At 73.2% G+C, this 26627-nt stretch carries 18 protein-coding genes; 10 read left to right on the top strand and 8 right to left on the bottom strand.

Annotated elements, in window-relative coordinates:
* The first annotated feature begins 474 nt into the window (after positions 1 to 474).
* From EV292_RS18670 to EV292_RS18695, 6 genes are all read left to right on the top strand, one after another.
* Positions 475 to 1233 carry a hypothetical protein gene (locus EV292_RS18670; protein ID WP_132910777.1) on the top strand — a complete coding sequence of 253 codons (759 nt, stop codon included), beginning with the start codon at positions 475 to 477 and terminating at the stop codon, positions 1231 to 1233.
* Positions 1224 to 1997, top strand: coding sequence for a metallophosphoesterase (locus EV292_RS18675; RefSeq protein WP_132910778.1), 774 nt, complete (start codon positions 1224 to 1226; stop codon positions 1995 to 1997). The genes EV292_RS18670 and EV292_RS18675 overlap by 10 nt, the downstream gene beginning before the upstream one ends.
* 153 nt (positions 1998 to 2150) lie before the next feature.
* Positions 2151 to 5282, top strand: coding sequence for an autotransporter outer membrane beta-barrel domain-containing protein (locus EV292_RS22770; RefSeq protein WP_165927181.1), 3132 nt, complete (start codon positions 2151 to 2153; stop codon positions 5280 to 5282).
* A 137-nt stretch (positions 5283 to 5419) separates the two neighbouring features.
* Entirely contained in the window at positions 5420 to 5908 is a 489-nt protein-coding gene (locus EV292_RS18685) for an RNA polymerase sigma factor (RefSeq protein ID WP_132910779.1), read from the top strand.
* The gene (locus EV292_RS18690; RefSeq protein WP_132910780.1) at positions 5905 to 6843 is read left to right on the top strand and encodes a FecR domain-containing protein; all 939 of its coding nucleotides are present in this window, start codon (positions 5905 to 5907) and stop codon (positions 6841 to 6843) included. Before EV292_RS18685 ends, EV292_RS18690 begins: the two co-directional genes overlap by 4 nt.
* Complete coding sequence (locus tag EV292_RS18695) at positions 6840 to 9314, top strand: TonB-dependent receptor (protein WP_132910781.1); 2475 nt, start codon at positions 6840 to 6842, stop codon at positions 9312 to 9314. Before EV292_RS18690 ends, EV292_RS18695 begins: the two co-directional genes overlap by 4 nt.
* Before the next feature lie 24 nt (positions 9315 to 9338).
* Here EV292_RS18695 and EV292_RS18700 read toward each other — a convergent pair whose 3' ends face one another.
* The 4 genes from EV292_RS18700 to EV292_RS18715 form a co-directional block, all read right to left on the bottom strand.
* Positions 9339 to 11015 (bottom strand): GMC family oxidoreductase, encoded by a 1677-nt coding sequence (locus EV292_RS18700; protein WP_132910782.1) that lies wholly within the window; start codon positions 11013 to 11015, stop codon positions 9339 to 9341.
* 60 nt (positions 11016 to 11075) lie between these two features.
* Positions 11076 to 11633, bottom strand: a complete 558-nt coding sequence (locus tag EV292_RS18705) for a gluconate 2-dehydrogenase subunit 3 family protein (protein WP_132910783.1) — start codon at positions 11631 to 11633, stop codon at positions 11076 to 11078.
* A gap of 170 nt (positions 11634 to 11803) precedes the next feature.
* Positions 11804 to 12904 (bottom strand): ferritin-like domain-containing protein, encoded by a 1101-nt coding sequence (locus EV292_RS18710; protein ID WP_132910784.1) that lies wholly within the window; start codon positions 12902 to 12904, stop codon positions 11804 to 11806.
* 11 nt (positions 12905 to 12915) lie between these two features.
* A complete protein-coding gene (locus EV292_RS18715; protein WP_132910785.1) occupies positions 12916 to 13914 on the bottom strand; it encodes a ferritin-like domain-containing protein in 999 nt (332 codons plus the stop codon).
* 145 nt (positions 13915 to 14059) lie between these two features.
* Here EV292_RS18715 and EV292_RS18720 point away from each other — a divergent pair, with 145 nt between their 5' ends.
* Positions 14060 to 17068 (top strand): TonB-dependent receptor, encoded by a 3009-nt coding sequence (locus EV292_RS18720; RefSeq protein WP_132910786.1) that lies wholly within the window; start codon positions 14060 to 14062, stop codon positions 17066 to 17068.
* Between the two features lie 12 nt (positions 17069 to 17080).
* On the opposite strand, the gene EV292_RS18725 is transcribed toward EV292_RS18720, so the two are convergent.
* Both EV292_RS18725 and EV292_RS23385 read right to left on the bottom strand, forming a co-directional pair.
* Positions 17081 to 18226 carry a glycoside hydrolase family 88 protein gene (locus EV292_RS18725; RefSeq protein ID WP_207913482.1) on the bottom strand — a complete coding sequence of 382 codons (1146 nt, stop codon included), beginning with the start codon at positions 18224 to 18226 and terminating at the stop codon, positions 17081 to 17083.
* Positions 18223 to 18354, bottom strand: coding sequence for a hypothetical protein (locus EV292_RS23385; protein ID WP_279432440.1), 132 nt, complete (start codon positions 18352 to 18354; stop codon positions 18223 to 18225). Before EV292_RS23385 ends, EV292_RS18725 begins: the two co-directional genes overlap by 4 nt.
* Before the next feature lie 273 nt (positions 18355 to 18627).
* On the opposite strand from EV292_RS23385, the gene EV292_RS18730 reads away from it, so the two are divergent.
* On the top strand, positions 18628 to 19923 hold the full coding sequence (locus EV292_RS18730; protein ID WP_132910787.1) for a DUF2264 domain-containing protein: 1296 nt from the start codon (positions 18628 to 18630) through the stop codon (positions 19921 to 19923).
* Between the two features lie 52 nt (positions 19924 to 19975).
* Here EV292_RS18730 and EV292_RS18735 read toward each other — a convergent pair whose 3' ends face one another.
* Positions 19976 to 22855: a TonB-dependent receptor gene (locus EV292_RS18735; RefSeq protein ID WP_165927182.1), complete on the bottom strand. Its 2880-nt coding sequence runs from the start codon at positions 22853 to 22855 to the stop codon at positions 19976 to 19978.
* A gap of 253 nt (positions 22856 to 23108) precedes the next feature.
* Here EV292_RS18735 and EV292_RS18740 point away from each other — a divergent pair, with 253 nt between their 5' ends.
* Positions 23109 to 24167: a nitronate monooxygenase gene (locus EV292_RS18740; RefSeq protein WP_132910789.1), complete on the top strand. Its 1059-nt coding sequence runs from the start codon at positions 23109 to 23111 to the stop codon at positions 24165 to 24167.
* Positions 24168 to 24201: 34 nt separating this feature from the next.
* Here EV292_RS18740 and EV292_RS18745 read toward each other — a convergent pair whose 3' ends face one another.
* Positions 24202 to 25950: a monovalent cation:proton antiporter-2 (CPA2) family protein gene (locus tag EV292_RS18745; RefSeq protein ID WP_132910790.1), complete on the bottom strand. Its 1749-nt coding sequence runs from the start codon at positions 25948 to 25950 to the stop codon at positions 24202 to 24204.
* Between the two features lie 270 nt (positions 25951 to 26220).
* Between EV292_RS18745 and EV292_RS18750 the strand changes: the two genes are divergently transcribed.
* Positions 26221 to 26595: a LysR family transcriptional regulator gene (locus EV292_RS18750; protein ID WP_132910791.1), complete on the top strand. Its 375-nt coding sequence runs from the start codon at positions 26221 to 26223 to the stop codon at positions 26593 to 26595.
* Positions 26596 to 26627 lie beyond the last annotated feature (32 nt).

Raw genomic sequence — 26627 nt, forward strand, 5'->3', positions numbered from 1 at the left:
CCATGGTGCCGCGAGAGCAACGCGGGCGGCTCTCGCGGCGCGATGGATCCCGGGTCAAGGCTCTCCTGAGCTTGTCGAAGGGCCCGGGATGACGGGGGCAAGCAGTTGCGCGACGATAAGCCTTTTTTGGGTCCGGTCCCGTGGATCCCGGACCAGGTCCGGGAAGACGGACGAGGAAAGGGCATCGCCGTGTTGCGCCCCTCCGCCTTCCTTGATCCGTCATCCCGGACCTGTTCCGGGATCCACCGTGCCGCTCTTCCCGACGCCGGTGCTCCTGCGGACGGGTGGATCCCGGACCAAGTCCGGGATGACGGATGAGGAAACGGTACCGCGCCCCACCGCCCCACCGCCCCGCCGCCCCCGTCGCAACGTCACCGCCCCATCGCCTCACCGCCCCACCGCCCCATCACCGCGCGGCGCGCATACAGCGTCGGTTCACGCGCCGCGCGGCAGGGACGGGGGGAGAGGTAAGCGATGACCGACACGCCCCCCCACCGCCCCGGCGACGACGTCGCCGACGATCTGGCCGCCATCTTCGGGCCCGGCCGCCGCGAGGCGCCCCCCGCGTCCGGCCGCGCCGCGGCGCCGCCGCGGCGGCGCGGCGTCGCGCTCGCCGCGCTGGGGACGCTCGGCGTGGCGGGGGCGGTGGTCGCGGGCGTGCTCGCGGGCACGCAGGCGATCGATCCCGCCGCCGTGCCCGCCCCGCGCGCGCGCGTCGCCGCCGCCCGCCCCGCGGCCGTGGCCCCCGCGCGCGTCGTCGTGCCGCCCGCGCTGGCGCCCGCACCGCAGCTCGCCGCGGCCACGCCGCCGGCCGAAGCCGACCCCGCGGCCCCGCGCAAGCAAGAGCCGAGCGCGCCGCCGTCCGCCACCCGCGTCGCCGCGCTCGCGCCGCCGCGCGCCGGGAGCGGCGCGCCGCTGCGCGTGGAGACCAGCGCGCGCCCCCGCGCGGTGCGCGCCGCGCTGCCGCGCCGCGTGCGCTGCGGCGACGACGCTGCCTGCCTCGGCGAGCGGCTCTATGCCGCCGACGGCGCGGTCGCCGGCGCTTATGCCGAGGCGAGCGACGCCGGGGTGCGCGCGCGGCTGTTGCGCGCCTATCGCGGCGAGTGGCTGCGCGCGCGCGACATCGCCGCCGACGAGCCGCGCGAGGCATTGCGCGTCTATGCGATGATCGCCGCCGACCTGCGGATGCTGGCGGAGGAGAGCGACGCGCGCGCGCCCGAGCAATGGCAGTGACCGCGCTGCGCCACGCCACCCATGACGCCCCCGCGGGCGTCCGGCCGGGCGCGCGCCCGCTCTATGCGATCGGCGACGTCCACGGCCATTACGACCAGCTCCGCGCGCTGCTCGCCTGGGTCGCGCAGGACGCCACCGAGCGCTCGCCCGGCGCGCTGCCCGTGCTGGTGCTGTGCGGCGATTATGTCGATCGCGGCCCCGATACGCGGCGCGTGCTCGCCGCTCTGGTGTGGCTGACGCGATCGAGCGCGATCGACGTGCGGCTGCTCGAGGGCAATCACGAGGCGATGCTGCGCCAGTTCCTCGACCGGCCCGCGAGCAACGCGGCGTGGCTCGATTACGGCGGGATCGAGACGCTGCGCTCCTATGGCGTCGCCGCGGACGCGCGCGACGATCCCGCGGCGCTGCGCGACGCGCTGCTCGACGCGATGCCGGTGTCGCATCACCAGCTGTTGCTGGGGCTCGCGCCGATGGAGCGCGTCGGCGGCTATGTCTTCGCGCACGCGGGGGTGCGCCCGGGCGTGGCGCTGCGCGACCAGGTGCGCGACGACCTGCTGTGGATCCGCGGCGACTTCCTCGATCACCCGCGCCCCGCCGAGGCGGTGGTGGTCCACGGCCATAGCTGGACCGACGACCGTCCCGTGATCCTGCCGCAGCGGATCGGGATCGACACCGGCGTCTACGAGACCGGGGTGCTGACCGCGATCCGGCTCGACGAGGACGTGATCGAGGTGGTGCAGGCGGTCGGCGCGCCCGCGCCGTAGCGCCTCCGCTCCGCCCGCGGCGAGCCCCGCTCCACCACGCTCCCATGTGGGGGAGGATAGCTCCGTCCCGCTCCACACCTGCGCCGTGCCGCCAAGGGCCGGCGCGCGCGGCTCCGTCCTGTCGTCGAACCATATCGACAAGAAGGGGCCTCCGTGTTGCGTCGACTGCTCGTTTCCTCCAGCCTGACCGCCCTGCTCGCGGGCGGCGGCGCCGCCGCGCAGACCGCGATCGACGCGCGCCAGACCGCGCCGGTGCGCACCGCCACCGCGCGCAACGGCGCGCGCGACGACGTCCGCATCGGTGCGACGGGCGCGGTGGTGCCGGGCGGCGGCGTGGCGGTGACGATCGACAGCGACAACCGGCTCGACAATGCCGGGCTGATCCAGATCACCGACGCCAACGACGCCACCGCGATCCTGGCGCAGGACAATGTGCGCGGCGCGATCAGCAACAGCGGCAAGGTGATCGTCGACGAGACCTATGCCCCCGCCGACGCCGACAAGGACGGCGATCTCGACGGCCCGTTCGCGCAGGGCGCGCGCCGCTTCGGCATCCGCACCGCGGGGCGCTTCACCGGCACGATCGCGCAGAGCGGCGAGATCACGGTGGAGGGCAACGACTCGGCCGGCATCCATCTCGGCGGCGCCACCGTCGGCAGCGTCACCCATGACGGCAAGACCAGCGTCACCGGCGACCGTTCGGTCGGCGTGCGGCTCGACTCGGTCAGCGGCGCGGTCACGCTCGGGGGCAGCATCACCGCGGTCGGCCAAAGCGCGGTCGGCGCGCGGCTCGACGGCGACGTCGGCGGCACGCTCACCGTCCAGGGCATGATCGGCGCGACCGGCTATCGCTACACCAGCCCGCCCGCGGGCGCGGCGCGGCTCGACGCCGACGACCTGCTCCAGGGCGGGTCCGCGCTGATCGTCGCGGGCGACGTCGCCGGCGGCGTGGTGCTAGGCGGCGCGACCGGCAAGGTCGCCGACGTGGTGAGCTATGGCGCCGCGCCCGCCATGCAGATCGGCGCGGCCAGTCGCGCGGTGACGATCGGCGCGGTCGCGGGGCGCACCCCCGCGGCGGGGCTGGTGATCGACGGCAAGGTGACCGGCGACGGCGTCTATGGCGGCGTCGGCGCGACCGCGCTCGCGATCGGCGGGCTCGGCGGCGCGGTGACGGTGCAGAGCGGGGTCGCGGTCGGCGGCACCGTCCAGGCCGGGGCGAGCAACGCCGACGCCACCGCGATCCGCCTCGGCGCCGGCGCCGCCACCCCCGAGCTGCGCGTCACCGGATCGGTGGTCGCGGCGGCGAGCGGCGGCGCGACCCGCGCCACCGCGGTGCTGGTGGAGGCGGGCGCGACGCTGCCCGCGCTGCGCAACGGCGGGACGATCCGCGCCGCGGCGGGCAGCGCCGCGACCGCGGTGCTCGACCGCTCGGGCACGCTTGTGCTGGTGGAGAACAGCGGCGCGATCGGCGCGACCGGCGCCACCGCCAATGTCGCGATCGACCTGTCGGCCAACACCGCGGGCGCGACCGTGCGCCAGATCGCCGGCGCGAGCGGTGCCGCCGCCCCCGCGATCGCGGGCGCGATCCGCTTCGGCAGCGGCGACGACCTGCTCGACGTCAGCGCCGGCACGGTCGCGGGCGACGTCGCCTTCGGCGCGGGCAACAACCGGCTGACCCTGTCGGGCAACGCCGCTTATGGCGGCACCGCGACCTTCGCGGGCGGCGCGGACACGATCGCGATCGGCGGCACCGCGCGCTTCGCGGGCACCGCCGATCTGGGCGGCGGCGCCGACCGGCTGTTGATCGCCGACAAGGGCGTGTTCGCCGGCCGGCTGCTCAACGCCGCCAATGCCGCGGTCAGCGTCGCCGCGGGCGGCGGCACCTTCGCGCCGAGCGGCGCCACCAGCATCGCCGCGCTCGACCTCGGCGCGCAATCGGTGCTGAGCGTCGGGCTCGACCGCAGCAATCCCGGCGCCAACCTGATCCAGGTCGCGGGCGCGACCGTGATCGGCGCCGACACCAAATTGGCGCTGCGCGTGCTCGGCGGCAGCGACGTGGCGGGCCGCTATGTCGTGCTCACCTCGGGGTCGCTGACCGGCGCGGCCAATCTGTCGCTCACCACCGAGAACGTGCCCTTCCTCTACAAGGGCGCGCTGGTCACCGATCTGCCCAACCAGATCGCGGTGGACGTGAAGCGCAAGGCGACCGGCGAGCTCGGCTTCAACCGCGCGCAGGCCAGCGCCTTCGACGCGATCGACGGCGCGATCGGGCGCGACGCGCAGGTCGCCGCCGCGATCCGCGGGCTGTACGACGGCGACGCCTTCCGCGGCGCGGTCGACCAGATGCTGCCCAATTATGCCGGCGGCGTGTTCGAGGGCGTGACGCTCGGCTCGCGCGCCGCCGCGCGCCAGCTGCTCGAGCCCGCGGGACGCTTCACCGAGGAGGGCGGCTGGGGTGCCTGGCTCAGCCCGCTCGGCTGGGACGCGTCCAAGCAGACGCGCGACACGTTGCGCTACGACGTCAGCGGCTGGGGCCTGACCGGCGGGCTGGAGCGCAAGTCGGCGATCGGCAATCTCGGCGTGTCGCTGACCTATCTGTCGGGTCGCGACGGCGAGGGGGTGGCGCTCAACCGCGTCGACCACACGCAATATGAGCTCGCCGGCCATTGGCGCGGCCATTGGGGCGGGTTCGCCGCGAGCGCGCGCGCCGCGGCGGCGTGGATCTCGCTCGACAGCGTCCGCCGCTTCGACGGCACGGTCGGCACCGACACGGTCAGCCGCCGCGCCACCGCCGACTGGAACGCGCAGCTCTACTCGGGCGCCGCTTCGGTATCCTATGAGCAGGCGCTGGCGCGCGTCACGCTGCGCCCGACGCTGGCGCTCGATTATTACCGGCTCAACGAGGATTCCTATCGCGAACAGGGCGGGGGCAGCGCGATGGACCTCACCGTGCGCGCGCGCCGCAGCGACGAGCTGGCGGTGACCGCCAGCCTCGCCGCCGGGCTCAACTTCGGCGGATCGAACCGCTACGACCAATGGAGCCGGCTCGAGCTCGAGGGCGGCTGGCGCGAGCGCGTCGCCGGCGCGCTCGGGCGCACCACCGCCAGCTTCGCCGACGGCCCCGCCTTCACGCTCGATCCCGAGCGGCGCGACGGCGGCTGGGTCGCCAAGGCGCGCGCGGTGACCGGCACCACCGAGGTCCGGCTCAGCGGCGAGGCCGCCGCGGAGCATCGTTTCGGCGACGTCGCGCTGGCCGCGCGCGCCGCCCTCCAGTTCGCCTTCTAGGCGAATCGCACGTGTATCCCCCCGTCACGTGCGAACTACGGGAGCTCCATCCGTCCATCAGCGGGTGGAGCTCCTTCTCTCTTCGCGCCGCGACCGCTAGGGACGTGCTGTTCCCGCGACCACAGACAGTGAAATCCATGCCCCCCAATGGGCTCGAAGCCGTCTATCTCGCCCATCGCGACCGTCTGGTCCGCTTCCTCGTCGCGCGCGGTGCGGGCGACGCGGCGGAGGACCTGTTGCAGGAGCTGTGGATCAAGGTGTCGCAGCGCGCCACCGGGCCGGTCGAGCGCCCGCTCTCCTATCTGTACCGCGCCGCCGACACGCTGATGATCGATCGCCACCGCGCGCGCACCCAGGCGCGCGCGCGCGACACCGCCTGGAGCGAGCTGAGCGCGACCGAGCCGCTGTCGGGCGAGCGCGTCGTCGCCGCGCGGCAGGAGGTGGCGCGCGTCGCGGCGGTGCTCGCCGGGCTGGGCGCGCGGCGCGAGGCGGTGTTCCGCCGCGCGCGGCTCGACGGCGTGCCGCAGCGCCAGATCGCCGCCGAACTCGGCGTCAGCCTCAGCACGGTGGAAGCCGACCTGCGCGTCGCGTGCCGCGCGCTGGCCGCACTGAAGGACGAATCATGACCGCATCGCAGCACGATGACGCGCGCCACGCGGCGGTGGACTGGGCCGCGCGCGTCGCCGATCCCGCGTTCGACGACTGGGACGCCTTCACCGACTGGCTCGAGGCCGATCCCGCGCATGCCGCGCGCTATGACGCGGCGGTGGCCGCGCTGGCCGCGGTCGAGGCGGAGGTGGCGCGGCTCCCCGCCGCCACCACCACGGTCGCGGCGCCGCTGCGCGCCGCGCCGCGGCGGCGCGCGCCGCGCTGGCTCGGCGGCGCGGTCGCGGCGGGGCTGCTCGGCGCGATCGGCCTGACCGCCTGGCAGGAACGCGCGCGCCCCTATGCGGTGGAGACCGCGGCGGGCGAGCAGCGCCGCGTCGCGCTCGCCGACGGCAGCGTGCTGCTGCTCGCGGGCGGGTCGCGCGTCGCGCTCGATCAGGCCGACCAGCGCCGCGCCTCGGTCGAGCGCGGCGAGGTGCTGTTCCGCGTCCGCCACGATCCCGCGCGCCCGTTCCGCGTCGCCGCGGGTGACCTGGCGCTCACCGATCTCGGCACCGTGTTCGACGTCAAGCGGGCGGGCGCGGTGACCCGCGTCGCGGTGGCGGAGGGCGCGGTGCTGGTCGACCCCGACGGCGCCGCGCTGCGGCTCGACCCCGGCGAGGCGGTGAGCGCGCGCGGCGACCGGCTGGTCCGCGGGCTCACCGCGGTGGCCGATGTCGGCGCGTGGCGCGACGGGCGGCTCGCCTATGACGGCGCGCCGCTGTCCGAGGTGGCGGCGGACCTGTCGCGCCAGCTCGGCCGTCGCGTCGCGGTGGTCCCCGCGGTCGCGGCGCGGCCGTTTCGCGGCACGCTCGAGCTGGCGCGGCTGCGCGGCGACCCCGCGGCGCTGGGCGCGCTGCTCGACGTCCATGTCCGCGCCGGCCCCGCCGGCTGGACGCTGGAGCCGCGCGAGTGAGTCCAGCGGGGGGTGCCGATCACCTCCCGGCCCCGGCCGCGGCCGGGTGGCGTGCGCGCGGGCTCGCGCCGCATGCGCGGCGGGCGCTCGTCTGGGCGGCGCCGGTCGCGCTGGTCTGGGGCGCGCCCGCGGCGGCGCAGACGGTGTGGCTCGACCTGCCCGCCGCCCCGCTCGGCGAGCAGGTGATCGCGCTGGGGCGCGCCGCGCGGGTCAGCGTGGTGGTGCCCGATCCCGCGCTGTGGCGGCGCCGCGTCCCCGCGCTGCGCGGGCGCTATGACGCGGCGGGGGCGCTCGCCGCGATCGCGCGCGTCGCGGGCGCGCGCGCCGAGCCGCTCGGCGCCGCGGGCTGGCGGCTCGTCCCGGCGGCGCCGCGCCCGGCGCGCGCGCGCGTCACGCCTCCGCCGACGCCGCTGCCCCCGCCGCCCCCGCCCGCGGACGTGATCGTCACCGCGAGCAAGCGCGACACCCCGCGCGACCGGTTCGCGGGCGACACCCACCGCGTCGACGGCGCGACGCTCGCGCTCGGCGGCGTCGGCGGCACCGAGCGGCTGACCCAGCGGCTCGCCAGCGTCGCCTCGACCTATCTCGGCGCGGGGCGCAACAAGCTGTTCATCCGCGGCATCGCCGATTCGAGCTTCACCGGCCCGACCCAGGCGACCGTGGGCCAGTATCTCGGCGACCTGCGGCTGAGCTACAACGCGCCCGACCCCGACCTGCGCCTCGCCGACCTCGCCGCGGTGGAGGTGCTCGAGGGGCCGCAGGGTACGCTGTACGGCGCCGGCTCGCTCGGCGGGCTGATCCGGCTCGTCCCCAACGCGCCCGACCTCGCCGCCAGTTATGGCAGCGCGACGCTGGGCGGCGCGCTCACCGCGCATGGCGCGCCCGGGGTCGACGCGCAGGCGACGCTCAACCTGCCGCTGGTCGGGGACCGGCTCGGGCTGCGGCTGGTCGGCACCGCGGCGAGCGAGGGCGGCTATATCGACAAGCCCGCGCGCGGGCGCGACGACGTCAACCGCACGCGCATCCATGGCGGGCGCGCCGCCGCGCTGCTGCGGCTCGGCGACGGCTGGAGCGCCGAGCTGATCGCGGTGGGCCAGCGGATCCGCGGCGCCGACAGCCAATATGCCGATCGCGCCGCGCCGCCGCTGACGCGCGACGCCGCGGTGGCGGAAGGGTTCGGCGCCGATTTCGCGCAGGGCCAGCTGGTGCTCGACGGGCGGCTCGGCGCGGTGCGGCTGCGCTCCACCACCGGGGTGACCGCGCACGACCTCACCGAACGCTATGACGCCACCCCGCCGGGCGGCGCGCCCCGGCTCTTCGCCCAGGCCAATCGCACGCGCATGACCGCCAATGAGACGCGGCTGTGGCAGGCGGCGCCCGACGGCTCGGGCTGGCTCGCGGGGTTCAGCTATGTCGCCAACGACACGCGGCTGCGGCGGCTGTTCGGCGCGCCCGACGCGCTCGCGCCGACCACCGGGGTGACCAACCGCGTCGACGAGACCACCGTCTATGGCGAGGCGGGGGTGCGGCTGCTGCCGGGGCTGCTCACCTCGGCGGGGCTGCGCGTGACGCGCAGCGTGCTGAGCGGCGCGGGCGAGGATCTGGCGCTGTTCGCGCGCGCCGACGCGCGCGCCGCCTCGGCACGGCGCGCGCAGACGATCGCGTTGCCCGCCGCGGCGGCGGTGATCGACCTCGCCCCCGCCACCAACCTGTTCCTGCGCTACCAGCAGGGGTTCCGCCCCGGCGGGATCGCGATCGACGGCGATTTCGTCCGCCGCTTCCGCAACGACCGCGTCGCCACGATCGAGGCGGGGCTGCGCCGCGGGCGGCCGCGGCGCGACCGGTTCGACGCCGCGATCACGGTGGCGCGCACCGCCTGGCACGATATCCAGGCCGATTTCATCGACCCCTCGGGGCTGCCCACCACCGCCAATGTCGGCGACGGGCGGCTGTGGACGGTCGAGGCCAATGCCGGGGCGATGCCGCTCCCCGGGCTGCGGCTGGAGGCGGCGGCGACCTTCAACGACAGCGTGATCGACGAGCCCGCCTATGATCTGGTGATCGCGCTGGCGGCGGGCGGCGGGGGCGGCGATCTCGCGCTGGCGCGCGCCGAGGTGCTCGCGCGGCTGCGCCAGATCCCCAATATCGCGCGCGTCACCGCGCGGCTGGGGGCGGGCTATGAGGGCGTGGTCGCGGGGCGCGCGCTGACGCTCGACGGCTGGCTGCGCTATGTCGGGCGGTCGCGGCTCGGGGTCGGGCCGGTGCTCGGCCAGGCGCAGGGCGATTATGTCGACACCGGGCTGACCGCGCGGCTGCGCTTCGGCGCGGTGGCGCTGAGCGCCGGGGTGACCAACCTGCTCGACGTGCGCGGCAACCGCTTCGCGCTGGGCACGCCGTTCGTGACCGGGCGCGACCAGGTCACCCCGTTGCGCCCGCGCACGCTGCGGATCGGCGTCGACGCGGCCTTCTGAGCGGGACCGGCCGCGCCGGCGCGATCAGATCATCCCCGCCTTCATCTGCTTGACCGCATGGTCGGCGGCGCGCGCGGTCAGCGCCATGAAGGTGAGCGACGGGTTGACGCACGACACCGACGCCATCTGCGCGCCGTCGGTGACGAACAGGTTGGGCGCGTCATGCGCCTGGTTGAAGCCGTTGAGCACCGAGGTGCCCGGATCGCGCCCCATGCGCGCGCCGCCCATCTCGTGGATCGCCTCGCCGGGGACGTGCTTGCCGCGCCCGCCGGTGACGTTGGTCAGCCCGGCCTTCTTCAGCATCAGCTGACCCTGCTCGAGCGCGTCGTCCATCATCTTGATCTCATTGTCGCGGAACGTCACGTCGAAGCGCAGCAGCGGGGTGCCGAAGCGATCGGTCTTGCTGAAGTTGAGCATCACGCGATTGTCGTCATAGGGCAGGCACTCGCCGAACGCGCCCATCGAGAAGCGCCACGGGCCGTACTCGCGCATGCCGTGCTTCATCGCCGCGCCGAAGCCCTCGGGCGCGGCGGCCTGGCGGAACGCCTGGCCCTGATAGCCATAGCCGCGCTTGAACGGCAGCTCCTCGGCGACGAGGTTGCGGAAGCGCGGGACATAGACCCCGCCGGGGCGCCGGCCATATTCGATCAGGTCGGTCATCCCCGGGATCTCGCCCGAGACGCCGACGCGGAAGATATGGTCCATCACCCCGCTGCCGAGCGCGCCGTTGGAGTGGAACCAGCTGCGCTCGCTGTCCGCCGGCCGCGAGTTGAGCAGCACGTGCATCGAGCTCATCGCCGAGGCGCACAGGAACACCATCCGCGCGGGCACCACCTCGGCGCGCCCGGTCTTGGCGTCGACCAGCCGCACCCCGGTGACGCGCTTGCGCTGGGGATCATATTCGACGTTGGTTGCCCAGGTGTCCGAGCGCAGCGTCAGCCGCCCGGTCGCGCGCGCCGCGGGCAGCGTCACCGCCTGGGTCGAGAAATAGGCGCCGAAGCTGCAGCCGTGACTGCACTGCGCGCGCTTCTGGCAGCGCGTGCGATTCTGCTCGGGCTTGTCCTCGGTGATGTTGCTCAGCCGCGCGTTGATCAGCTTGCGCCCGGGGAACTCGCGCTCCAGCCGCTCCTTCAGCCACACCTCGGCGACGTTCATCGGGAAGGGCGGCATGAACTCGCTGTCGGGCAGGTACGGCAGATTCTCCTTGCCGCCCGAGACGCCGATGTATTTCTCGACATATTCGTACCAGGGCGCGACGTCGTCGTAGCGGATCGGCCAGTCGGTGCCGACGCCCTCGCGCTTGTTCGCCTCGAAGTCGGCGGGGCTCCAGCGGAAGCTCCACCGTCCCCAGGTCAGCGACTTGCCGCCGACCACCGCCGGGCGCACCCAGTTGAACTTGTTGGGCGCGTCATAGTCGTACGGGTTGAGCCGGTCGTTGATGAAGAAGGGCTGGGTCGAGGGCGACACCCAGCCGTTGAGCGCGAAATAGTCGCGCTTGGCGAGCGCGGCGGGCATCTTGTCGCGCGCGGGGATGTCGAACGCGGCCTTGCCGTCGAACGGATAATCCTCGCCGTGCTCGACCATCCGGCCGCGGTCGACCATCAGGACGCGCAGTCCCTTCTCGGTGAGCTCCTTGGCGGCCCAGCCGCCGCTCACGCCGGAGCCGATGACGATTGCGTCGAAGCGATCAGTTGCTGCCATGTCGAATGCCCGCGGGATCGGAGGGAAGAGGAGCGGGGGCGCGACGCGCCGCCCCGCCGGTCAGGACGAGAAGATCCGCTTGACCTTCGCATAAGGGTAGGCGCCGTCATATTCGCCGGGGACGGGCAGATATTCCCGTTCCTTGGTGATGCCGACCTCGGAGGTGTAATAGCCCGCGATCACCATCTGGCGGAAGGCGGTGAAGAAGGGCGTCGCGCCGGGCAGCTGATCGTTCATCGCCAGCGTCAGCAGCGCGTCCTGCTGCGCCGCGGTCGCCTTGGCGGCGGGCACCTTGTAATCGGCCATGCTGCGCGCGTCGATCGCGGCGAGCCCGCCCAGGATCGTGCCGCGCTCGTCGTCGATCGCCCAGTCGCCGAGCATGTGCTCGATATAGTCGGGGACGCCCGCGGCGATCGCACCGGGCGTGTCGGTGGTGGGGATCACGCGCTCGCTCAGCGCCGCGACCGCGGCGCGCTGCGCGGCGGTGAACACGGGCGCGGGGGGGCCGGTGTTGATGACGGGATCGGGGATGTAAGCGGCGGCGCGCGCGAGCGGTGCGAACAGGTTCGCGCCGAACACGGCGACGACGCCGGCGAGGGCTTCGCGCCGGTCGATCACCGCGACGCCTCCCGCGCCGGACGCGCGCGACCTCGACGAGCAACGCTCATATCTCTCCCCAACCGCCTGATTTCGCGCATCGACTTATCCACGTCCGAGCAGCCCCGTCAATCCGGCGGATGGTCGGGGGTGGGGTGGAAGGCGGACCTACAGCGTCCCGCGCTCGCGCATCATGCGTTCCGCCCGCTGGTGCGGATCGTGCCGTTCACCCCCGCGGGGAAGAAGCCGCCCGACACCGCCGCCGCGCTCGTCGCATAGAGGACGCCGAGCGCCTGTTCGGGCGTGCGCCGCAGCGCGCCGCCGTTGGTGTCGTTGGGGTCGATATTGGCGCGCAGGGAGGTGGTGGCGTTCGCGCCCAGGTCGACGTCGCGATCGGCGGGGCCGTCATATTGGTCGCGGCCGTCGCTCATCGCCGCCGCGCGCGCGAACAAGGTGGTCGGATCCTTGGGCGCGGGCGGCTGTTTGGCGGCGAGGACGAACAAGGCGTTGCGGCACGCCGCCTCGCCCGCCGCCACCCCCGCGGCGAGCGCGCCCATCGACGCGCGCAGCGGCTCGGCATAGCCCGCCGCCAGATGCGTCACCGCGCCGGTGGCGACCGCGAACAGCGCCACCGCGCCGAGCAGGAAGTCGGCGTCGGAGGCATAAGGGTCGAACGGCGCGGGCGTCGGGCTCGCCGACGGCGACGGCGTGGTGGCGCCCGCGGCGGGCGCGCGATGCGCGATCGCCTCGAACGGTCCGTCGGCGCCGCCGGCGATCGTGATCGCGGGCTGCGCGGTCGCGGCCGCGCCCAGCATGCCGCGCAGATAGGTGATCCGCGCCACCGTCGCCCCGGTCACCTCGCGCAGCAGCGCCACCAGCGCGGCGTCGGCGAAGCCCACCCGCCGGCCGCCGGTCACCGCGCCCGCGCTGCCCGTCCCGCCGGTCAGCGCGGCGGGCAGCGCGTCGCCGCCGAGCCCCGCCTGGAGATAGGCGCCGAGCAGATAATGGAGCTGGAGCGCGAAGTTCGCCCGGTCGGTGTCGGTCGCATCATAGGTGGCGACGGGCACCGGCGTCGTCGCGGTGCCGGGGGTGGGCGTCGGCTGCGGGACCGCCTCGGCGCCGACCACGTCGTCGTTGCATCCCGCCAGCGCCAGCGCGCCCGCCCCGGCGCCCGCGCCGATCAGCGCGAGCAGCCCGCGGCGCGTGGCGCCGGTCCCGCATGCTCCCTGTGGTGTCCGCATCCGCCCCGTCTCCGCCGCCCGCTCCGCCATTGGCTCCGCCGTCTGCTCCATCGTCCGCTCCCTCACGCCTGGCTGGCCGCGCTGGCGCCGATCGCGCCGTTGATCCCGGTCGGGAAGAAGCCGCCCTGGCGCGCCGCGGCCGAGGTCATGAACAGCACGTTGAGCGCCTGTTGCGGCGTGCGCGTGAGGTACAGGCCGTCGCCGTCGCAGCGCGTCAGCCGCGTCACGCCGCCCGCGGCGCTGCTCTCGGTCGACAGGCCGCGGTCGCTCGGCGCGGTGCCGTCGATGCGGTCGCGCCAGGCGGCGAGGCGGTCGACCGTCGCCGTCACGGTCGGATCGGTCGCCGCGCGCTCGAGCAGCATCGCGCGCAGCACGGTGGCATTGTTGGCGGCCCCGGCGGCGAGCGAGGCCAGGGCGGGCAGCGCGATCGGGTCGCGCAGCAGCGGCAACAGCGCGGCCTGCGCCGAGGCCGCGACCGTGACCAGCGTCTCCGCCGCGAGCAACGCGCTGCTCACCGAGGCATAGGGATTGAAGCGCGCGGTGGGTGCGATCGCGCCCGCGGCGCGGAACATCGTCGAGAAGGTCTCGGGCGAATAGTCGATCAGCGTCTGCGCGGGCGCGTCGCCGCGGAGGAAGCCGCGCAGCAGCAGCAGGCGCGCGCGATGTTCGTCCGCCATCTCGTTGAAGCGCGCCTGGAACGCGCGGTCCGCCGCGGGGAAGGTCACGCGCAGCAGGCCTTGCGCGGGCACGCCGGGACGATCGGCGATCTCGCCGCCGCGGATCAGGTCGCCGCCGAGCAGGCCGTCCGCGCCGTAAGCCACGACCTGGAGGAAGTTGGTCGTGAGATAATGGAGATTGAGCGCGAACTGGAGCGGCGCGGTATCGACCGAGGACGGCGTCTCGGCGCGCGCCGCGCCCGTCATCCCCCGGCCCGTCACGCCAACGCCCGTCACGCCCGCGCCCGCCACGCCGATCGCGAGCGTCCCGCGCGCCAGCACCGCCAGCACGCCGCGCCGGTCGGTGCCGCGCCTGTCGCGCCCTGCTGCCGCCTGCCTGCGCATCTCTCCCCTCCTCCTCGCATGCCGTCGCCGCACCGGCCCGGCACTTTTTCTGCGACCGACCGACGCCGGCCGCCTGTTGTCTTATAATATACGGAATACCGACAGGCGGGGTCAGCCCGCGTCAAAAAAGAGGAGGGGAGGTTCGATGACCGCATCGACGCGACCGTTGGTGTCCGGTGTCGCGCTGGGCGTGCTCGCCGCGAGCCTGGCGACGAGCGAGGCGGCGGCACAGCAGCGTGCGACGACGACCAGGACCGTCGCCCCGACGCCGCGTCCGGCCGGACCCCCCGCCAAACCGTCGGGCACGCCAGCCGCCGCGGGCCGGCGCGCCGCGCCCGCCGCCGCGCCGCGCAAGGCGCCCGCGCGCGGCAAGGGGACGTCCAAGGGAACGTCGTCGCGCACCGCGCCGGCGGCGCGCGTTCCTGCCGGCGCCACGGTTCCCGCGCCGGTCCCCGCCGTGCCGCCCGCCGCAGCCCGGCCCGCGACGCAGGCGCCCGCCCCGGCGCGCGGCGGCGACACCCAGCCCGCGGTCAGCGACGAGGACGGGCGGCTGTCGGGCGACATCGTCGTCGTCGGGCTGCGCGAGAACCTCAAGTCGGCGCGCAGCGCCAAGCGCAACGCGCACCAGATCGTCGACGTCGTGCTGGCGCAGGACATCGGCAAGCTGCCCGACAAGAACGTGCCCGAGGCGCTCGCGCGCGTCCCCGGCGTGCAGATCGACCGCAACCGCGGCGAGGGCGGCAAGGTGCTGATCCGCGGGCTCGACAATGTGATGACGACGGTCAACGGCTCGACCACCTTCTCCGCCGGCGACCGCACCACCTATCTGCAGGACATCGCCTCGGACCTGGTCGCGGGGATCGAGGTCTACAAGACGCGCACCCCCGACCAGATCGAGGGGAGCCAGACCGGGGTCATCAACCTGACGCTGCGACGCCCGACCGACTTCAAGGACGGCGCCACCTATGTGCTCAACACGCGCGGCGACTATTCGGACCGGACCGGGCGGATCAACCCGTTCCTGAGCGCGCTGGTGACCTATTCGCGCGACACCGACGCGGGGCGGTTGGGCTTCATGGTCAACGGCACCTACAATCACGTCGGGTACAATGAGGGCGCGCGCTTCAACGAACTGCCGCAGCGACTGGACGACAATCGCCAGACGATCCTGCCCACCACCACGTCGGCGTCGCTCTACGCGCCGTTCCGCATCGGCTTCCAGGGCAATGACGGCTGGTCGAGGCGCGCCGCCTTCCAGGCGTCGGCGCAATGGAAACCCGACGCGCACTGGACGGTGACGCTCGAGGGCGGGCTCAGCGACCAGAGGATGCTGTGGGCGGACAGCTCGATCTGGGTCCCGATCAGATATTCCGAGAGCAGGGTGCCGCCCCCGACGCTGTCGAACATCACGCTCGACCCGGACGACCGGCTGATCTCGTCGCTGTCGCTCTACGGCGTCGACCCGATCGGGCCGGGACGCGAGTCGTGGAAGCACCAGACGCGCAACGTCAACGGCCGCTACCAGTTACAATATCAGGAAGACCGTTTCGACTTCAACGGCTGGCTCAACTATCAGCGATCGAACAATTTCTCAAACAACGTCTACCACTGGACCCGGTTCAGCCAGCAACCGCACGTCGATGTCGTGTTCAACGACCCGAAGGATCCGATGGGCGGGCCGAACATCACCTTCGGCAACATCGACCTGCTCGATCCGGCCAATTATATCTACGTCGATGGCTTCACGCAGAACAAGATCTACACCAAGAGCGCCGATACCGAGGTGCGGGCCGATCTCAAGCTCAACACCTTCGGTGACGTGATCGATTATCTCAAGGTCGGCTATCGCTGGAACCGGCGGACCTATCGCTCGCAACAGGGGCGGCGGAGCTATGGCGGGCTGCGCATGCCGATCAGCGCGCTGCCCGACTATCACCTGCGCGCGGTCGGCGCGCATTTCGACCAGAGCGGGCGCGCCAATTGGATGATCGGCGACAGCGACTCGATCCGGCGCAGCTTCCCCGCGATCCGCGCCGCCTTCGTCGGCCTCTACCCCGATCTCGCGGATCCCTATCCCGCCTACGACCCGTTCCGCGCGTTCCGCGGCAACGACGGCGCGCTCGCGGGTTATGGCTTCTTCCACTATAAGGTGAAGCTGCTGTTCCCGATCGAGGGCGACCTCGGCGCGCGCGTGGTCAACAGCCGCACCGCGCTGGCCGGGATCAAGCGCACCGCCACGCGCGTGCTGGTCGACGGCGTCAAGACGCGCGTCGTCACCGACACCGACGTCACCAGCCGCGGCAATTATCTCGACGTGCTGCCGAGCCTCAACGCGATCGTGCATATCACCCCGCGGCTGCAACTGCGGCTGGCGCGGACGCACGACGTCGGCCGGCCGGGCGCGGAGCAGATGAACCCGGTGCTGTCGATCGATCTGCAGGATCCGTCGCACGAGACCGCACGGGGCGGCAATGCCAAGCTGCGCGCGGTCACCACCAACAAGTTCGACGCCTCGCTCGAATGGTATTTCGGCACGACCGGCACCGCCAGCGTCGCGGTGTGGCAATGGAATCAGGACGGCTTCATCCAGGATCAATGGTTGCCCGAGACGCTGCCGGACGAGCCCGACGAGCCGATCCTGGTGCGGCGGCCGCACAATCTCGGGCGCGGACGGCACCGCGGCATCGAGGCGCAGGCGAGCAGCTTCTTCACCTTCCTGCCCGGCATCCTCAAGTCGTTCGGCGCCAGCGCCAACGGCACGCTCAACATCACGCGCCAGGCCTTCCCCTCCACCAACGGCGACGGTGTCGTCACTTATTCCTACGGGCCGTACCTCAACGTCTCGAAATACGTCTATAATCTGGTCGGCTTCTTCGAGCGCGGCGGGCTCAACGTGCGCGTCGCCTATAACTGGCAGTCGCGCCGGCAATATCAGCGCAGCGACTGGAACCCCTATCTCAACAAGTTCCGCGACCCGGTCGAGCGGCTCGACGCCGCGATCAACTATGACGTGAACAAGCGGCTGACGATCGGCCTCGAGGGCGCGAACCTCACGCGCTCGGGCAACCGCTCCTATTGGGGCTCCTATGCGGTGCCCAACCAGGTGCAATATTTCTCGCGCACCTTCGCGCTGTCGGTGCGGACCCGGTGGTGACGGCGCGACCGCTCAGCGCGGCGGCGCGGCGTCGAGCGCGGCGATCTGCGGGGCGGCGAGCAGGAAGGCGCCGACCCCGTAATATTGCGTGTCGGCCGCGGCGACCGTGTCGGGGCGGTCGCTGACCTGCTGGACCCAGCCGAGCCGCCCGTCGGGCTGGATCGCGCGCTGGAGCGCCGCCCAGCCGCGCCGCGCCACCGGCGCATAATCGTCGCGTTTCAGCAGCCCCGCATTGACCCCCCAGGCCATGCCATAAGTGAAGAAGCCGGTGCCGCTGCTCTCCGGCGGCGACCCTTCGGGGGCGAGCAGCGAGGGCGCCCAATAGCCATCGGGCTTCTGCAGCGCGCGCAGCCGTGCCGCCATGGTGCGGAACAGCGCCTCCATCCGCGCGCGCCCGGCGCTGCGCTCGGGCAGCAGCGGGATCATCCGCGCGAGCCCCGCGAACACCCAGCCATTGCCGCGCGCCCAGAACAATTTGCGCTGGCGCGCGTCGCGCTTCTCGAAGAAGCGGCTGTCGCGGTAATAGAGCGACTCGACCGGGTCGAACAGGAAGTCGGTGGTCGCCGCGAACTCGCGCAGCGCGAAGTCGCGGTAGCGCGCGTCGCCGGTCTGGCGGCTCAGTTCGGCGAGCGCGGGGGGTGCCATGAACAGGGCGTCGCACCAGCACCAGCGCGTCAGGCATTCGGTCGCGCGATAGCCCTGCGGCGGGACGTAGAAAGCGAGCGTGGTCACCGCGGGATGGTCGACGATCCGGTCGAAGGTCGCGCGCGTCGGCGCCAGCGCGGCGCGGTCGGTCGCGCCGTGCGCGGCCGCCCACAGATAGGCCTGGGTGATGACGTGGTCGTCCGCGAAATAGGGCGTGTCGCCGGGACGCCAGCGCTGCGCGCGCGCCATCGCCAGGATCGCGTCGCGCACGCGCGTCGGCGCGCCGGCGTCGGCGAGCGCGGTCATCCCGACCCAGAAGACCGCGGGCTCCCAGGCGCGCGCGTCGCCGCGCGGCGGGTTCATGTGCGCGAGCTGCCAGTCGACGAGCGCCACCGCGGCGTCGAGCGGCGCGCGCGCCGCGGCGGACGCGGGCGCGCCGGGCGCGGCGGACGCGGGGGCCATGGGCGCGGCGCCGAGCAGCGCGGCGGCGAGGGGGAGGTATCCAAGGGTCATGCGGGGCTCTCCACGCGCGTGAGACGGGCCGGCGCGGCCGCGATGCCGCGCTCCGCCGGCGCGCGCGCGCGGCGCTGCGCCTCCAGTTTGAGCAACGCGGTGTCGACGCCTGAGCTGGTCTTGGCCATGGCCGCACGCTAGCACCGCCGCGACCGCCGGACATCCTCCGCCTAACCCATTCGAGCGGAGGATTGGGCCTGGCGGACAGGTGAAGGGGGAGCGATGCTGACTCGACGCGCCGCGATCGCGCCGGCCGCCACCACCGCGGGGATCCGCGACGACGCCGACCCTCACCGGCCGCGGCTCGGCGTCACGCGAGCGTCGGTCCGCCATCGCGGCCCGGATCGAGGCTCTCGCACCCGCTCGGACGCGTGCGCCGCCGCGCTGCGCGCGGTAGACCGGTGAGCGCCGCGCCGGACCGCCGGCAGATGCTCGCCGCGCTGGCGGGGGCGACCGGGCGGGCCGGCGCGGCGCTGCCCGCACTGCCCGCGATGGCCGCGCCCGCGGCAGGCGCCGCGCCCGACGCGCTGCGCGACGGCGCGCGCGACCGCGCCGACGCGCTCGACCTGCTGCGCCGCATGGCCGAGCCGCTGCTCGGCGCGATGAGCCGCGGGCGGCTCCAGCGCGACTGGCGTCCCGAGCTCAGCCCGAGCTGGGACGGGCGCAACCCCAAGGTCGCGTATATGGAGGGGTTCGCGCGGCTGCTCGACGGGATCGCGCCCTGGCTCGCGCTGCGCGACGACGGCTCGGCCGAGGCGCGGTGGCGCGCGCGGCTGCGCGACCAGGCGCTGGCCAGCCTCGCGCACGCGGTGGATCCCGCCAGCCCCGATTATCTGCTGTGGCGCAGCGAGGGGCAGCCGCTGGTCGATTCGGCCTTTCTCACCAGCGCGCTGCTGCGCGCGCCCGCGGCGCTCTGGGCGCCGCTCGACCGGACCACCCAGCGGCGGCTGATCGAGGAGATCGTCGCGCTGCGCCGCGTCTCGCCGCCCTATCAGAACTGGATCCTGTTCGCCGCGATGAACGAGGCGTTCCTGCTCTCGGTCGGCGAGCGCTGGGACCCGATGCGCGTCGAGCTGTCGCTGCGCACGCTCGCGCGCTGGTATGTCGGCGACGGCTGGTATGGCGACGGCGAGCGCTTCCACTTCGATTATTACAACAGCTACGTGATCCACCCGATGCAGGTGCAGATCCTCGCGACGCTGGCGCGCGCGGCGCCCGCGCTGGCGCTGCGCCCCGCCGGGGAGCTGGCGCGCGCGGTGCGCCGCGCGCAGCGCTACGCCGAGCATCTCGAGCGGATGATCGCGCCCGACGGCAGCTTCGCCGCGATCGGGCGGTCGCTGACCTATCGCACCGCGGTCCACCAGCCGCTCGCGCTGCTGGCGTGGCGCGGCGAACTGCCCGCCAGCCTGCCCGCCGGGCAGGTGCGCGCCGCGACCATGGCGGCGCAGCGCCGCGTCTTCGCCGCGCCCGACAATTTCGACGCGGGCGGGTTCCTCACGATCGGCTTCGCGGGTCACCAGCCCGCGCTGGGCGACGCTTATTCCAACGCGGGGAGCATGTATATCGCGGCGGAGAGCCTGCTCGCGCTCGGCCTGCCCGCCGACGCGGCCTATTGGACCGCGCCGCCGGCGCCCTGGACGATGCGCCGCGCCTTCGCGGGCGCGCCGTTCCGCAAGGATTATTACGTCACGTATTGAAGGGAAGGCGCGCGGGGCGCCGCGCCGCCGCGCGCCGCCCCGCCGTCACCGGTCAGAACTTCGCGCGGACGCCGAAATTGTAGCGCGCGCCGGTCTCCTGGCGGAGCAGGTAACGCTCCTCGATCGCCGACCATTCGTTGATGAGTTCGTTGGTGACGTTGACCCCCTGGACATAGACCTGGAAATTCTCGGTCAGGTCGTAGGACAGGTTGAAGTCGAGCTGGCCGTAGCTCGACCGGTTGCGCGGCCGCGACTGGCTGTCGCGGCAGCTGCGCAGATAGTCCGAGCGCCAATTGTACGACACGCGCGCCGACAGGCCGTATTTCTCGTAGAACACGCTGCCATTGGCCGAGTGCGGCGACAGGCCGTTATAGCCGCACGGATAATCGGCCAGCGTCTGGTCGCGCACCGCGCTGCTCGAGACATAGGTGTAATTGCCCGTCACGCCGAGGCCCCCGGCGATCCCGCCGAGCGCGTCGAACGAATATTGGCCGCCGACCTCGACGCCCTTGATCTTGCCGGTCTGGCCGTTGCGCGTGCGGGTGTCCTGGAAGGTCCGGTCGAAGCGCTCGACCGGCAGCGTCTGCAGCTCGAGGAAGTCCGACAGGTCCTTGTAGAAGCCGCCGACGCTGATGTAGCTGACGCGCGAGATATACCATTCCAGCGCCAGATCGTAGTTGGTCGAGCGGAACGGCAGCAGGTTGGGATTGCCGCCCGACGACAGCGGCACCGCGATGCGCCCGCCATAATCGTTGTTGACGCCCAGGTCGGTCAGCGTCGGGCGCGTGATCGTCTGCGAGAAGGCGGCGCGCGCGATCAGCTTGTCGGTCAGATTATACTTGATGTTGGCCGAGGGCAGCGCGTTGACATAGCTGCCGCTGACCGAGACCGCGGTCGCCGGGCCATAGGTATATTGCAGCGTGTCGTCGCCCGGGGTGTTGCGGATGCTGGTCACCGGCGTGTCGAAGCCCGAGGACAGCACGTCGGTGCGGATCACGCGGACGCCCGCGTTGCCGGTCCAGCGCTCGCCGCCGAACTCGAAGCTGATATAGCCCGCGGTGAGCCGCTCGCGCACGTTGACGGTGCCGCGCAGCTGCTCGCGCGTGCCGAACGGCCCGCCGGGCAGCGCCTGCACCTGCGCGGCATAGGCGGCCTGCTCCGCCGGCGTGCGCCCGTTGGACGGGATCGCCAGCGTCGCGGGGTCGTTCAGATAGGCCAGGAACGCCTGCGGATCGACCTCGAACAGCGACGGCGGGATGTTCTGCCCGCCGCCCAGCAGGTCGGTCCAGTCATAGGGCTTGAGCAGGCCCGAGGCGATCGGCACCTGATAGCCGCAATAGGTGCAGTTGGAATCGCTGTTGTTGAACGAGCGGTTGATCTTGCGCCGCTGCGTGTACGACACGCCCAGCGTCACGTTGCGCAGGATCGAGCCGTCGACGTCCCATTTGCTGTCGAAGTGGAACTCCGAGCCGCGGTCGCGCGAGCGGTTGTTGTCGATCCCCATGTAATGCAGCCGCATCAGATCGGGGTTGTTGATGATGTCATTGTCGTAGGAGGTCGCGGGCACGCCGTTGCCGCCGTCCAGCGTGAACTGGTAATTGTACGGCAGCAGCGCGCCATAGACGAGATAGGCGTTGGGCGAGCGGCGGTTCGCGCCGGTGGTCGAGGCGTCGAAGCGCAGCTCGACGTTGTCCGCCGGGTTCCACTTGACGTTGCCGCCGATCTGATAGCTGTCGGACTTGCGGTTGGTGGTGTTGTAGACGTGGTCGACCTTGGCGTTGACGCCGTTGTTGGTCAGGTCGGGGTTGGCGGCGAGGAAGCCGGGGTTCTGCGCGATGAAGTCGCGCCCCAGCATGGTCAGGCTGGTGGCGGTGTTGGTGCCGTCGAAGGTCGGCTCGAAATAGGGCGCGGCCATGAAATTATCGAGCCGGCGCGTCACGCCCGAGACATTGAAGCGCGAGTAGATGCCGTCGACCGTGATCTCCAGCGTGTCGGTCGGGCGCAGCTGGATCGCGCCGGAGACGTTGATCCGCTCGCGCTCCTCCTGCGCGCGCTGATAATAGACGCTCTGCGGCAGGTTGGCGTTGCCGCTGACGGGATAGCGCGGGTCGTCGCTGTCGATCAGCGTCGGCACGCCGCCGATCGTCTGGACGATGTCGGGGCGGCCGTTGATCCAGCCGTCGATCGCGATCGTGTCGGCCTGGTTCTTGCGCTTGGTGTACGAGCCCGCGAGCAGCACGCCGAAGGTCTTGTCGGGGTTGGCATAGGAGGCGGTCGCGGCGAAATCGGGCGAGACCTTCTCGCGCAGCGTGTCATAGATGCCGCCGATCTGCGCCGCGGCGTGGAAGCCGGTACGCCCCTCGAGCGGGCGCGCGGTGACGATGTTGACGGTCGCGCCGATCCCGCCTTCCTGCAGCATCGGCACCGGCGACTTGTAGACGTCGGTGCGCTGGATCATGTTCGAGGACAATACGTCGAACGAGAATTCGCGCCCGGCATTGTCGGTCGCCATGACGCGGCCGTTGACCAGCACGGTGTTGAACTCCGGCCCGAGGCCGCGGACGGTGATGAACTGGCCCTCGCCGCCGGAGCGGTCGATCGCGACGCCGGTGATGCGCTGGAGCGATTCCGCGATATTGGCGTCGGGGAATTTGCCGACGTCGACCGCGCTGATCGAGTCGACGATCTGGTTGGCCTCGCGCTTGACCTGCGCGGAGGAGCTGAGGCTCGCGCGGATGCCGGTGACGACGATGTCGGCGGTGGGGGTATTGGCCCCCTCGGGCGGCGCCGCCTGGTCCTGCGCCGCGGCGGCGTCGGCCGGGGCGCCAGCGGCGGGGGGTGCGGCCTCAGCCGGGGCGGCGGGGGCGGGTGGCGCGGCCTGCGCCAGCGCCATCGACGGGAGCGAGCAGCCGGCACCCAGCACGGCCAACATCAACCACGACCTCATTGTCCTCTCCCGAACTTCTATCGTTGCATCCGCGGGTTACGACCGATTTCCGGCACGCGTCGCCGCGCCCCGGGAGCCGGTGTCCCCGCCGGCCGAGCCATGGCCGCGACCCTTCAACCAGCAACGTTTTTGCGGTGGATTCCCGCTGTGGTGCGATGAGACCCCGCGGCGCGTCGAGGTTAGCGTTCACATCGCCGGCGGTCTAAGCCGCTCGCTCCTCCTGCCGGGATTCACGCCGATGTCGCTGGTCGATCGCTTCCGCCTCACCGTGCCGCTGCTCCAGGCGCCGATGGCGGGGGTGGCGACCCCGCTGCTCGCCGCGGCGGTGTGCGAGGCGGGCGCGCTCGGCGCGATCGCGGTCGGCGCGACCGATGCCGCGGGGGCGCGCGCGATGATCGACGAACTCCGCGACCGCACCGCGCGGCCGTTCAACGTCAACCTCTTCGTCCATCCCGCGCCGCATGGGGACGCGGCGCGCGCGGCGGCGTGGCTGGAGCGGCTCGCGCCGCTGTTCGCCGCCCAGGGCGCCGTTCCCCCGGCGACGCTGCGCGCGCCCTATCGCGGCCTCGCCGAGGATCCCGACATGGCCGCGCTGCTGCTCGACCGCGCGCCGCCGGTGGTGAGCTTCCATTTCGGCCTGCCCGACGCCGCGCTGGTCACCGCGCTGCGCGCGCGCGGCGTCTATCTGATCGCCACCGTGACCAGCCCCGCGGAGGCCGACGCCGCCGCGGCGGCGGGGATGGACGCGGTGGTGGCGCAGGGGATCGAGGCGGGCGGGCACCGCGGCACGTTCGATCCGGCCGCGCCCGACGCCGCGCTCGGCACGATCGCGCTGACGCGATTGCTCGTGCGCGCCGCGCGGCTTCCGGTGATCGCGGCGGGCGGGATCATGGACGGCGCGGGGATCGCCGCCGCGCTCGATCTCGGCGCGGTCGCGGCGCAGCTCGGCACCGCCTTCATCGCCTGTCCCGAGTCCGCCGCGGACGCGGGCTATCGCGCCGCGCTGGCGGGGCCGGGGGCGACGCGGACGGCGATGACCGCGCTGATCTCGGGGCGCCCGGCGCGCGCGCTCGGCAACCGCTTCACCGCGCTGGCGGCGACGCTCGCGGACCTGACCCCGCCGGATTATCCGATCGCCTATGACGCGGGCAAGGCGCTCCACGCCGCGGCGCGCGCGCGCGGCGAGCACGGCTATGGCGCGCATTGGGCGGGGCAGGGGGCGCCGCTCGCGCGCGCGCTGCCCGCGGGCGCGCTGGTGGCGACGCTGCGCGACGAGTGGCGGCGCGCGCGGGGATGAGCCGCGCGCGACCAGCCGGCCGCGGCGGCGCGGCTCATCGCCCGACCAGCGGCTCGGGGACTGGCAGCACCAGATGGTCGCGCCCCGACATGGCGTCGCCCTGCACCTGTTCGGCGAGCCGCTCCTCGTCGCGGCGGCGGATGTCCTCGGCCGCCTCGGTCACCTCGCTCTTGTCGACCCCGAGCGCGCGCAGCCCCGCCGCGCCCATGCGATAGGCCGATTCGACCGTCTCGCGCACCTGATAGTCGACGCCCGCGCGGATCAGCTCCACCGCATGGCCGCGGTCCTGGCTGCGCACCAGCAGCGCGGCCTGGGGAAAAGCGTGGCGCACCAGCTCGACGATCTGGAGCGCGGCGGCGCGGTCGTCGACGCACACCATCACCGCGTCGGCGCTGCCCGCGCCCGAATGGTGCAGCGTGTCGAGCCGCGCGCCGTCGCCGAAGAACACCTTGAAGCCGTAGCGCGCGGCGTCGCGGATGCGATCGGGGTTGTTGTCGATCACCGCCAGCTCGACCCCGCGCGCCAGCAGCGGCTGCGACGCGATCTGGCCGAAGCGTCCGAAGCCGATCAGCAGCACCCGCCCGGTGAGGTCGCGCGCCGGCTCGATCCCGTCCATCGACGCCACCGGGCGCAGCAGCCGGTCGGCGAGGATCATGAACAGCGGGGTGAGCGCCATCGACAGGATCACGACGGTGGCGAACAGCGCGTTCTGGCGCGCGTCGATCACCCCGCCCGCGGCCGCGGCGGCGTAGAGGACGAAGGCGAACTCGCCGCCCTGGAGGAACATCGAGGTGCGCCGCAGCGCGCGGTCGTGCGCGCTGCCGAACGCGCGCGCCACCGCATAGACCACCGCCGCCTTGGCCGCCATGAACGCGGCCAGCAGCGCGAGCAGCAGCGGCCATTCCGCCGCCACCACCGCGAGATCGAGCGACATGCCGACCGCGAGGAAGAACAGCCCCATCAGCAGCCCGCGGAACGGCTCGATGTCGCTCTCGATCTGGTGGCGGTAGCTCGAGCTGGACAGCATCACCCCGGCGAGGAAGGCGCCCATCGCCATCGACAGGCCCGCGACGTCCATCAGCAGCGCGGCGCCGAGCACGACCAGCAGCGCGCCCGCGGTCAGCACCTCGCGCGTGCGCGCGCGCGCGAGCAGCGCGAACAGCGGGTTGAGCCCCCAGCGCGCCACCCCCAGCAGCAGCAGCAGCGCGCCCAGCGCCACCGCGGCGTCGCGCCAGCCGGCGCCGCCGTGCGCCAGCGGCGACAGGAACGCCACCACCGCGAGCAGCGGCACGATCATCAGATCCTCGAACAGCAGGGTCGCGACCGACCGCTGCCCCTCCGCGCCCGCGATCTCGCCGCGGTCCTGCAGCACCGACATGATGACCGCGGTGGAGGAGAGCACGAACCCCGCCCCCGCGACGAAGGCGGCCTCGGCGGGCAGGCCGAACAGCCAGGCGCCCGCCAGCGCGAGCGCCAGCGTCGCCAGCGCGACCTGGGTGAGCCCCAGCCCGAAGATCTGGCCGCGCATCGCCCATAACTTGTAGGGCCGCAGCTCCAGCCCGATGACGAACAGGAACATCACCACGCCCAGCTCGGAGAAATGCAGGATCGCCTGCGCGTCGGTGAACAGCCCGAGCAGCGACGGGCCGACCAGCACCCCCGCGGCGAAATAGCCGAGCACCGAGCCGAGGCCGAGCCGGCGGAACAGCGGCACCGCCACCACCGCCGCGCCCATCAGTGCCACCGCGGGGCCGATTGTCTCCCCCAGGCTGGTATCGGCCATGTCTCGCGGCTCCCTCGTGTCTGTGTGGCGCGGGGGCGCGCCGCGCCCGCGGCGGGCATGCCGGTGCCACGATGGCAGCAGCGCGCGCGCGGCGATAGGGGCGGATCGCGCGACGTCGTGTCGCACCGCGCGCAACGCCGCGGCCGCGCGCGGCGACGCCGGTGGCGCGCCGGCGCCCGCGGGCGTAGGGGGAATGGGGTCGGAAGCGAGGAGAGGATCGATGCGGTCGAGCGCGCGGACGCCGCGGCACCTGTCGGGACGCGGCGGGTCATGAGGGTCGGTCCGCTCCGCCTCAAGCTCCAGGTGGCGTGCGGCGACGCGCTCGCGATCGGGCCGGGCAAGGCCGATCTGCTCGACGCGATCCAGGCGCACGGCTCGATCTCGGCGGCGGGGCGCGCGCTGGCGATGAGCTATCGCCGCGCCTGGCTGCTGGTCGACGAGATGAACCGCTGTTTCGATCCGCCGCTGGTGGAGACGCTGCGCGGCGGCGGGACCGAGCGCGGCGCGCGCGTCACCGCGAGCGGGGTCGCGGTGCTCGCCGCCTATCGCGAGATGGAGGATGCTGCGGCGGCGCTCGCCGACTCGCCCGCCTATGAGCGGCTGCGCGCGCTGCTGCGCGACGCGCCGCGACCGTCCAGCGCGTGATGCGTCTCTATATACGGTTGAATACAGGCTCG

The sequence above is a fragment of the Sphingomonas sp. BK235 genome, assembly GCF_004345855.1.
Lineage (GTDB): Bacteria > Pseudomonadota > Alphaproteobacteria > Sphingomonadales > Sphingomonadaceae > Sphingomonas.

Coding starts and splice junctions, on each gene's coding strand:
- EV292_RS18720 (WP_132910786.1), top strand. CDS start 14,060: ATGACCGCATCGACGCGACCGTTGGTGTCCGGTGTCGCGCTGGGCGTG.
- EV292_RS18740 (WP_132910789.1), top strand. CDS start 23,109: ATGTCGCTGGTCGATCGCTTCCGCCTCACCGTGCCGCTGCTCCAGGCG.
- EV292_RS18750 (WP_132910791.1), top strand. CDS start 26,221: ATGAGGGTCGGTCCGCTCCGCCTCAAGCTCCAGGTGGCGTGCGGCGAC.
- EV292_RS18690 (WP_132910780.1), top strand. CDS start 5,905: ATGACCGCATCGCAGCACGATGACGCGCGCCACGCGGCGGTGGACTGG.
- EV292_RS18700 (WP_132910782.1), bottom strand. CDS start 11,015: ATGGCAGCAACTGATCGCTTCGACGCAATCGTCATCGGCTCCGGCGTG.
- EV292_RS18675 (WP_132910778.1), top strand. CDS start 1,224: ATGGCAGTGACCGCGCTGCGCCACGCCACCCATGACGCCCCCGCGGGC.
- EV292_RS18745 (WP_132910790.1), bottom strand. CDS start 25,950: ATGGCCGATACCAGCCTGGGGGAGACAATCGGCCCCGCGGTGGCACTG.
- EV292_RS23385 (WP_279432440.1), bottom strand. CDS start 18,354: ATGGCCAAGACCAGCTCAGGCGTCGACACCGCGTTGCTCAAACTGGAG.
- EV292_RS18710 (WP_132910784.1), bottom strand. CDS start 12,904: ATGGAGCAGACGGCGGAGCCAATGGCGGAGCGGGCGGCGGAGACGGGG.
- EV292_RS18735 (WP_165927182.1), bottom strand. CDS start 22,855: ATGTTGGCCGTGCTGGGTGCCGGCTGCTCGCTCCCGTCGATGGCGCTG.
- EV292_RS18715 (WP_132910785.1), bottom strand. CDS start 13,914: ATGCGCAGGCAGGCGGCAGCAGGGCGCGACAGGCGCGGCACCGACCGG.
- EV292_RS18725 (WP_207913482.1), bottom strand. CDS start 18,226: ATGACCCTTGGATACCTCCCCCTCGCCGCCGCGCTGCTCGGCGCCGCG.
- EV292_RS18685 (WP_132910779.1), top strand. CDS start 5,420: ATGCCCCCCAATGGGCTCGAAGCCGTCTATCTCGCCCATCGCGACCGT.
- EV292_RS18670 (WP_132910777.1), top strand. CDS start 475: ATGACCGACACGCCCCCCCACCGCCCCGGCGACGACGTCGCCGACGAT.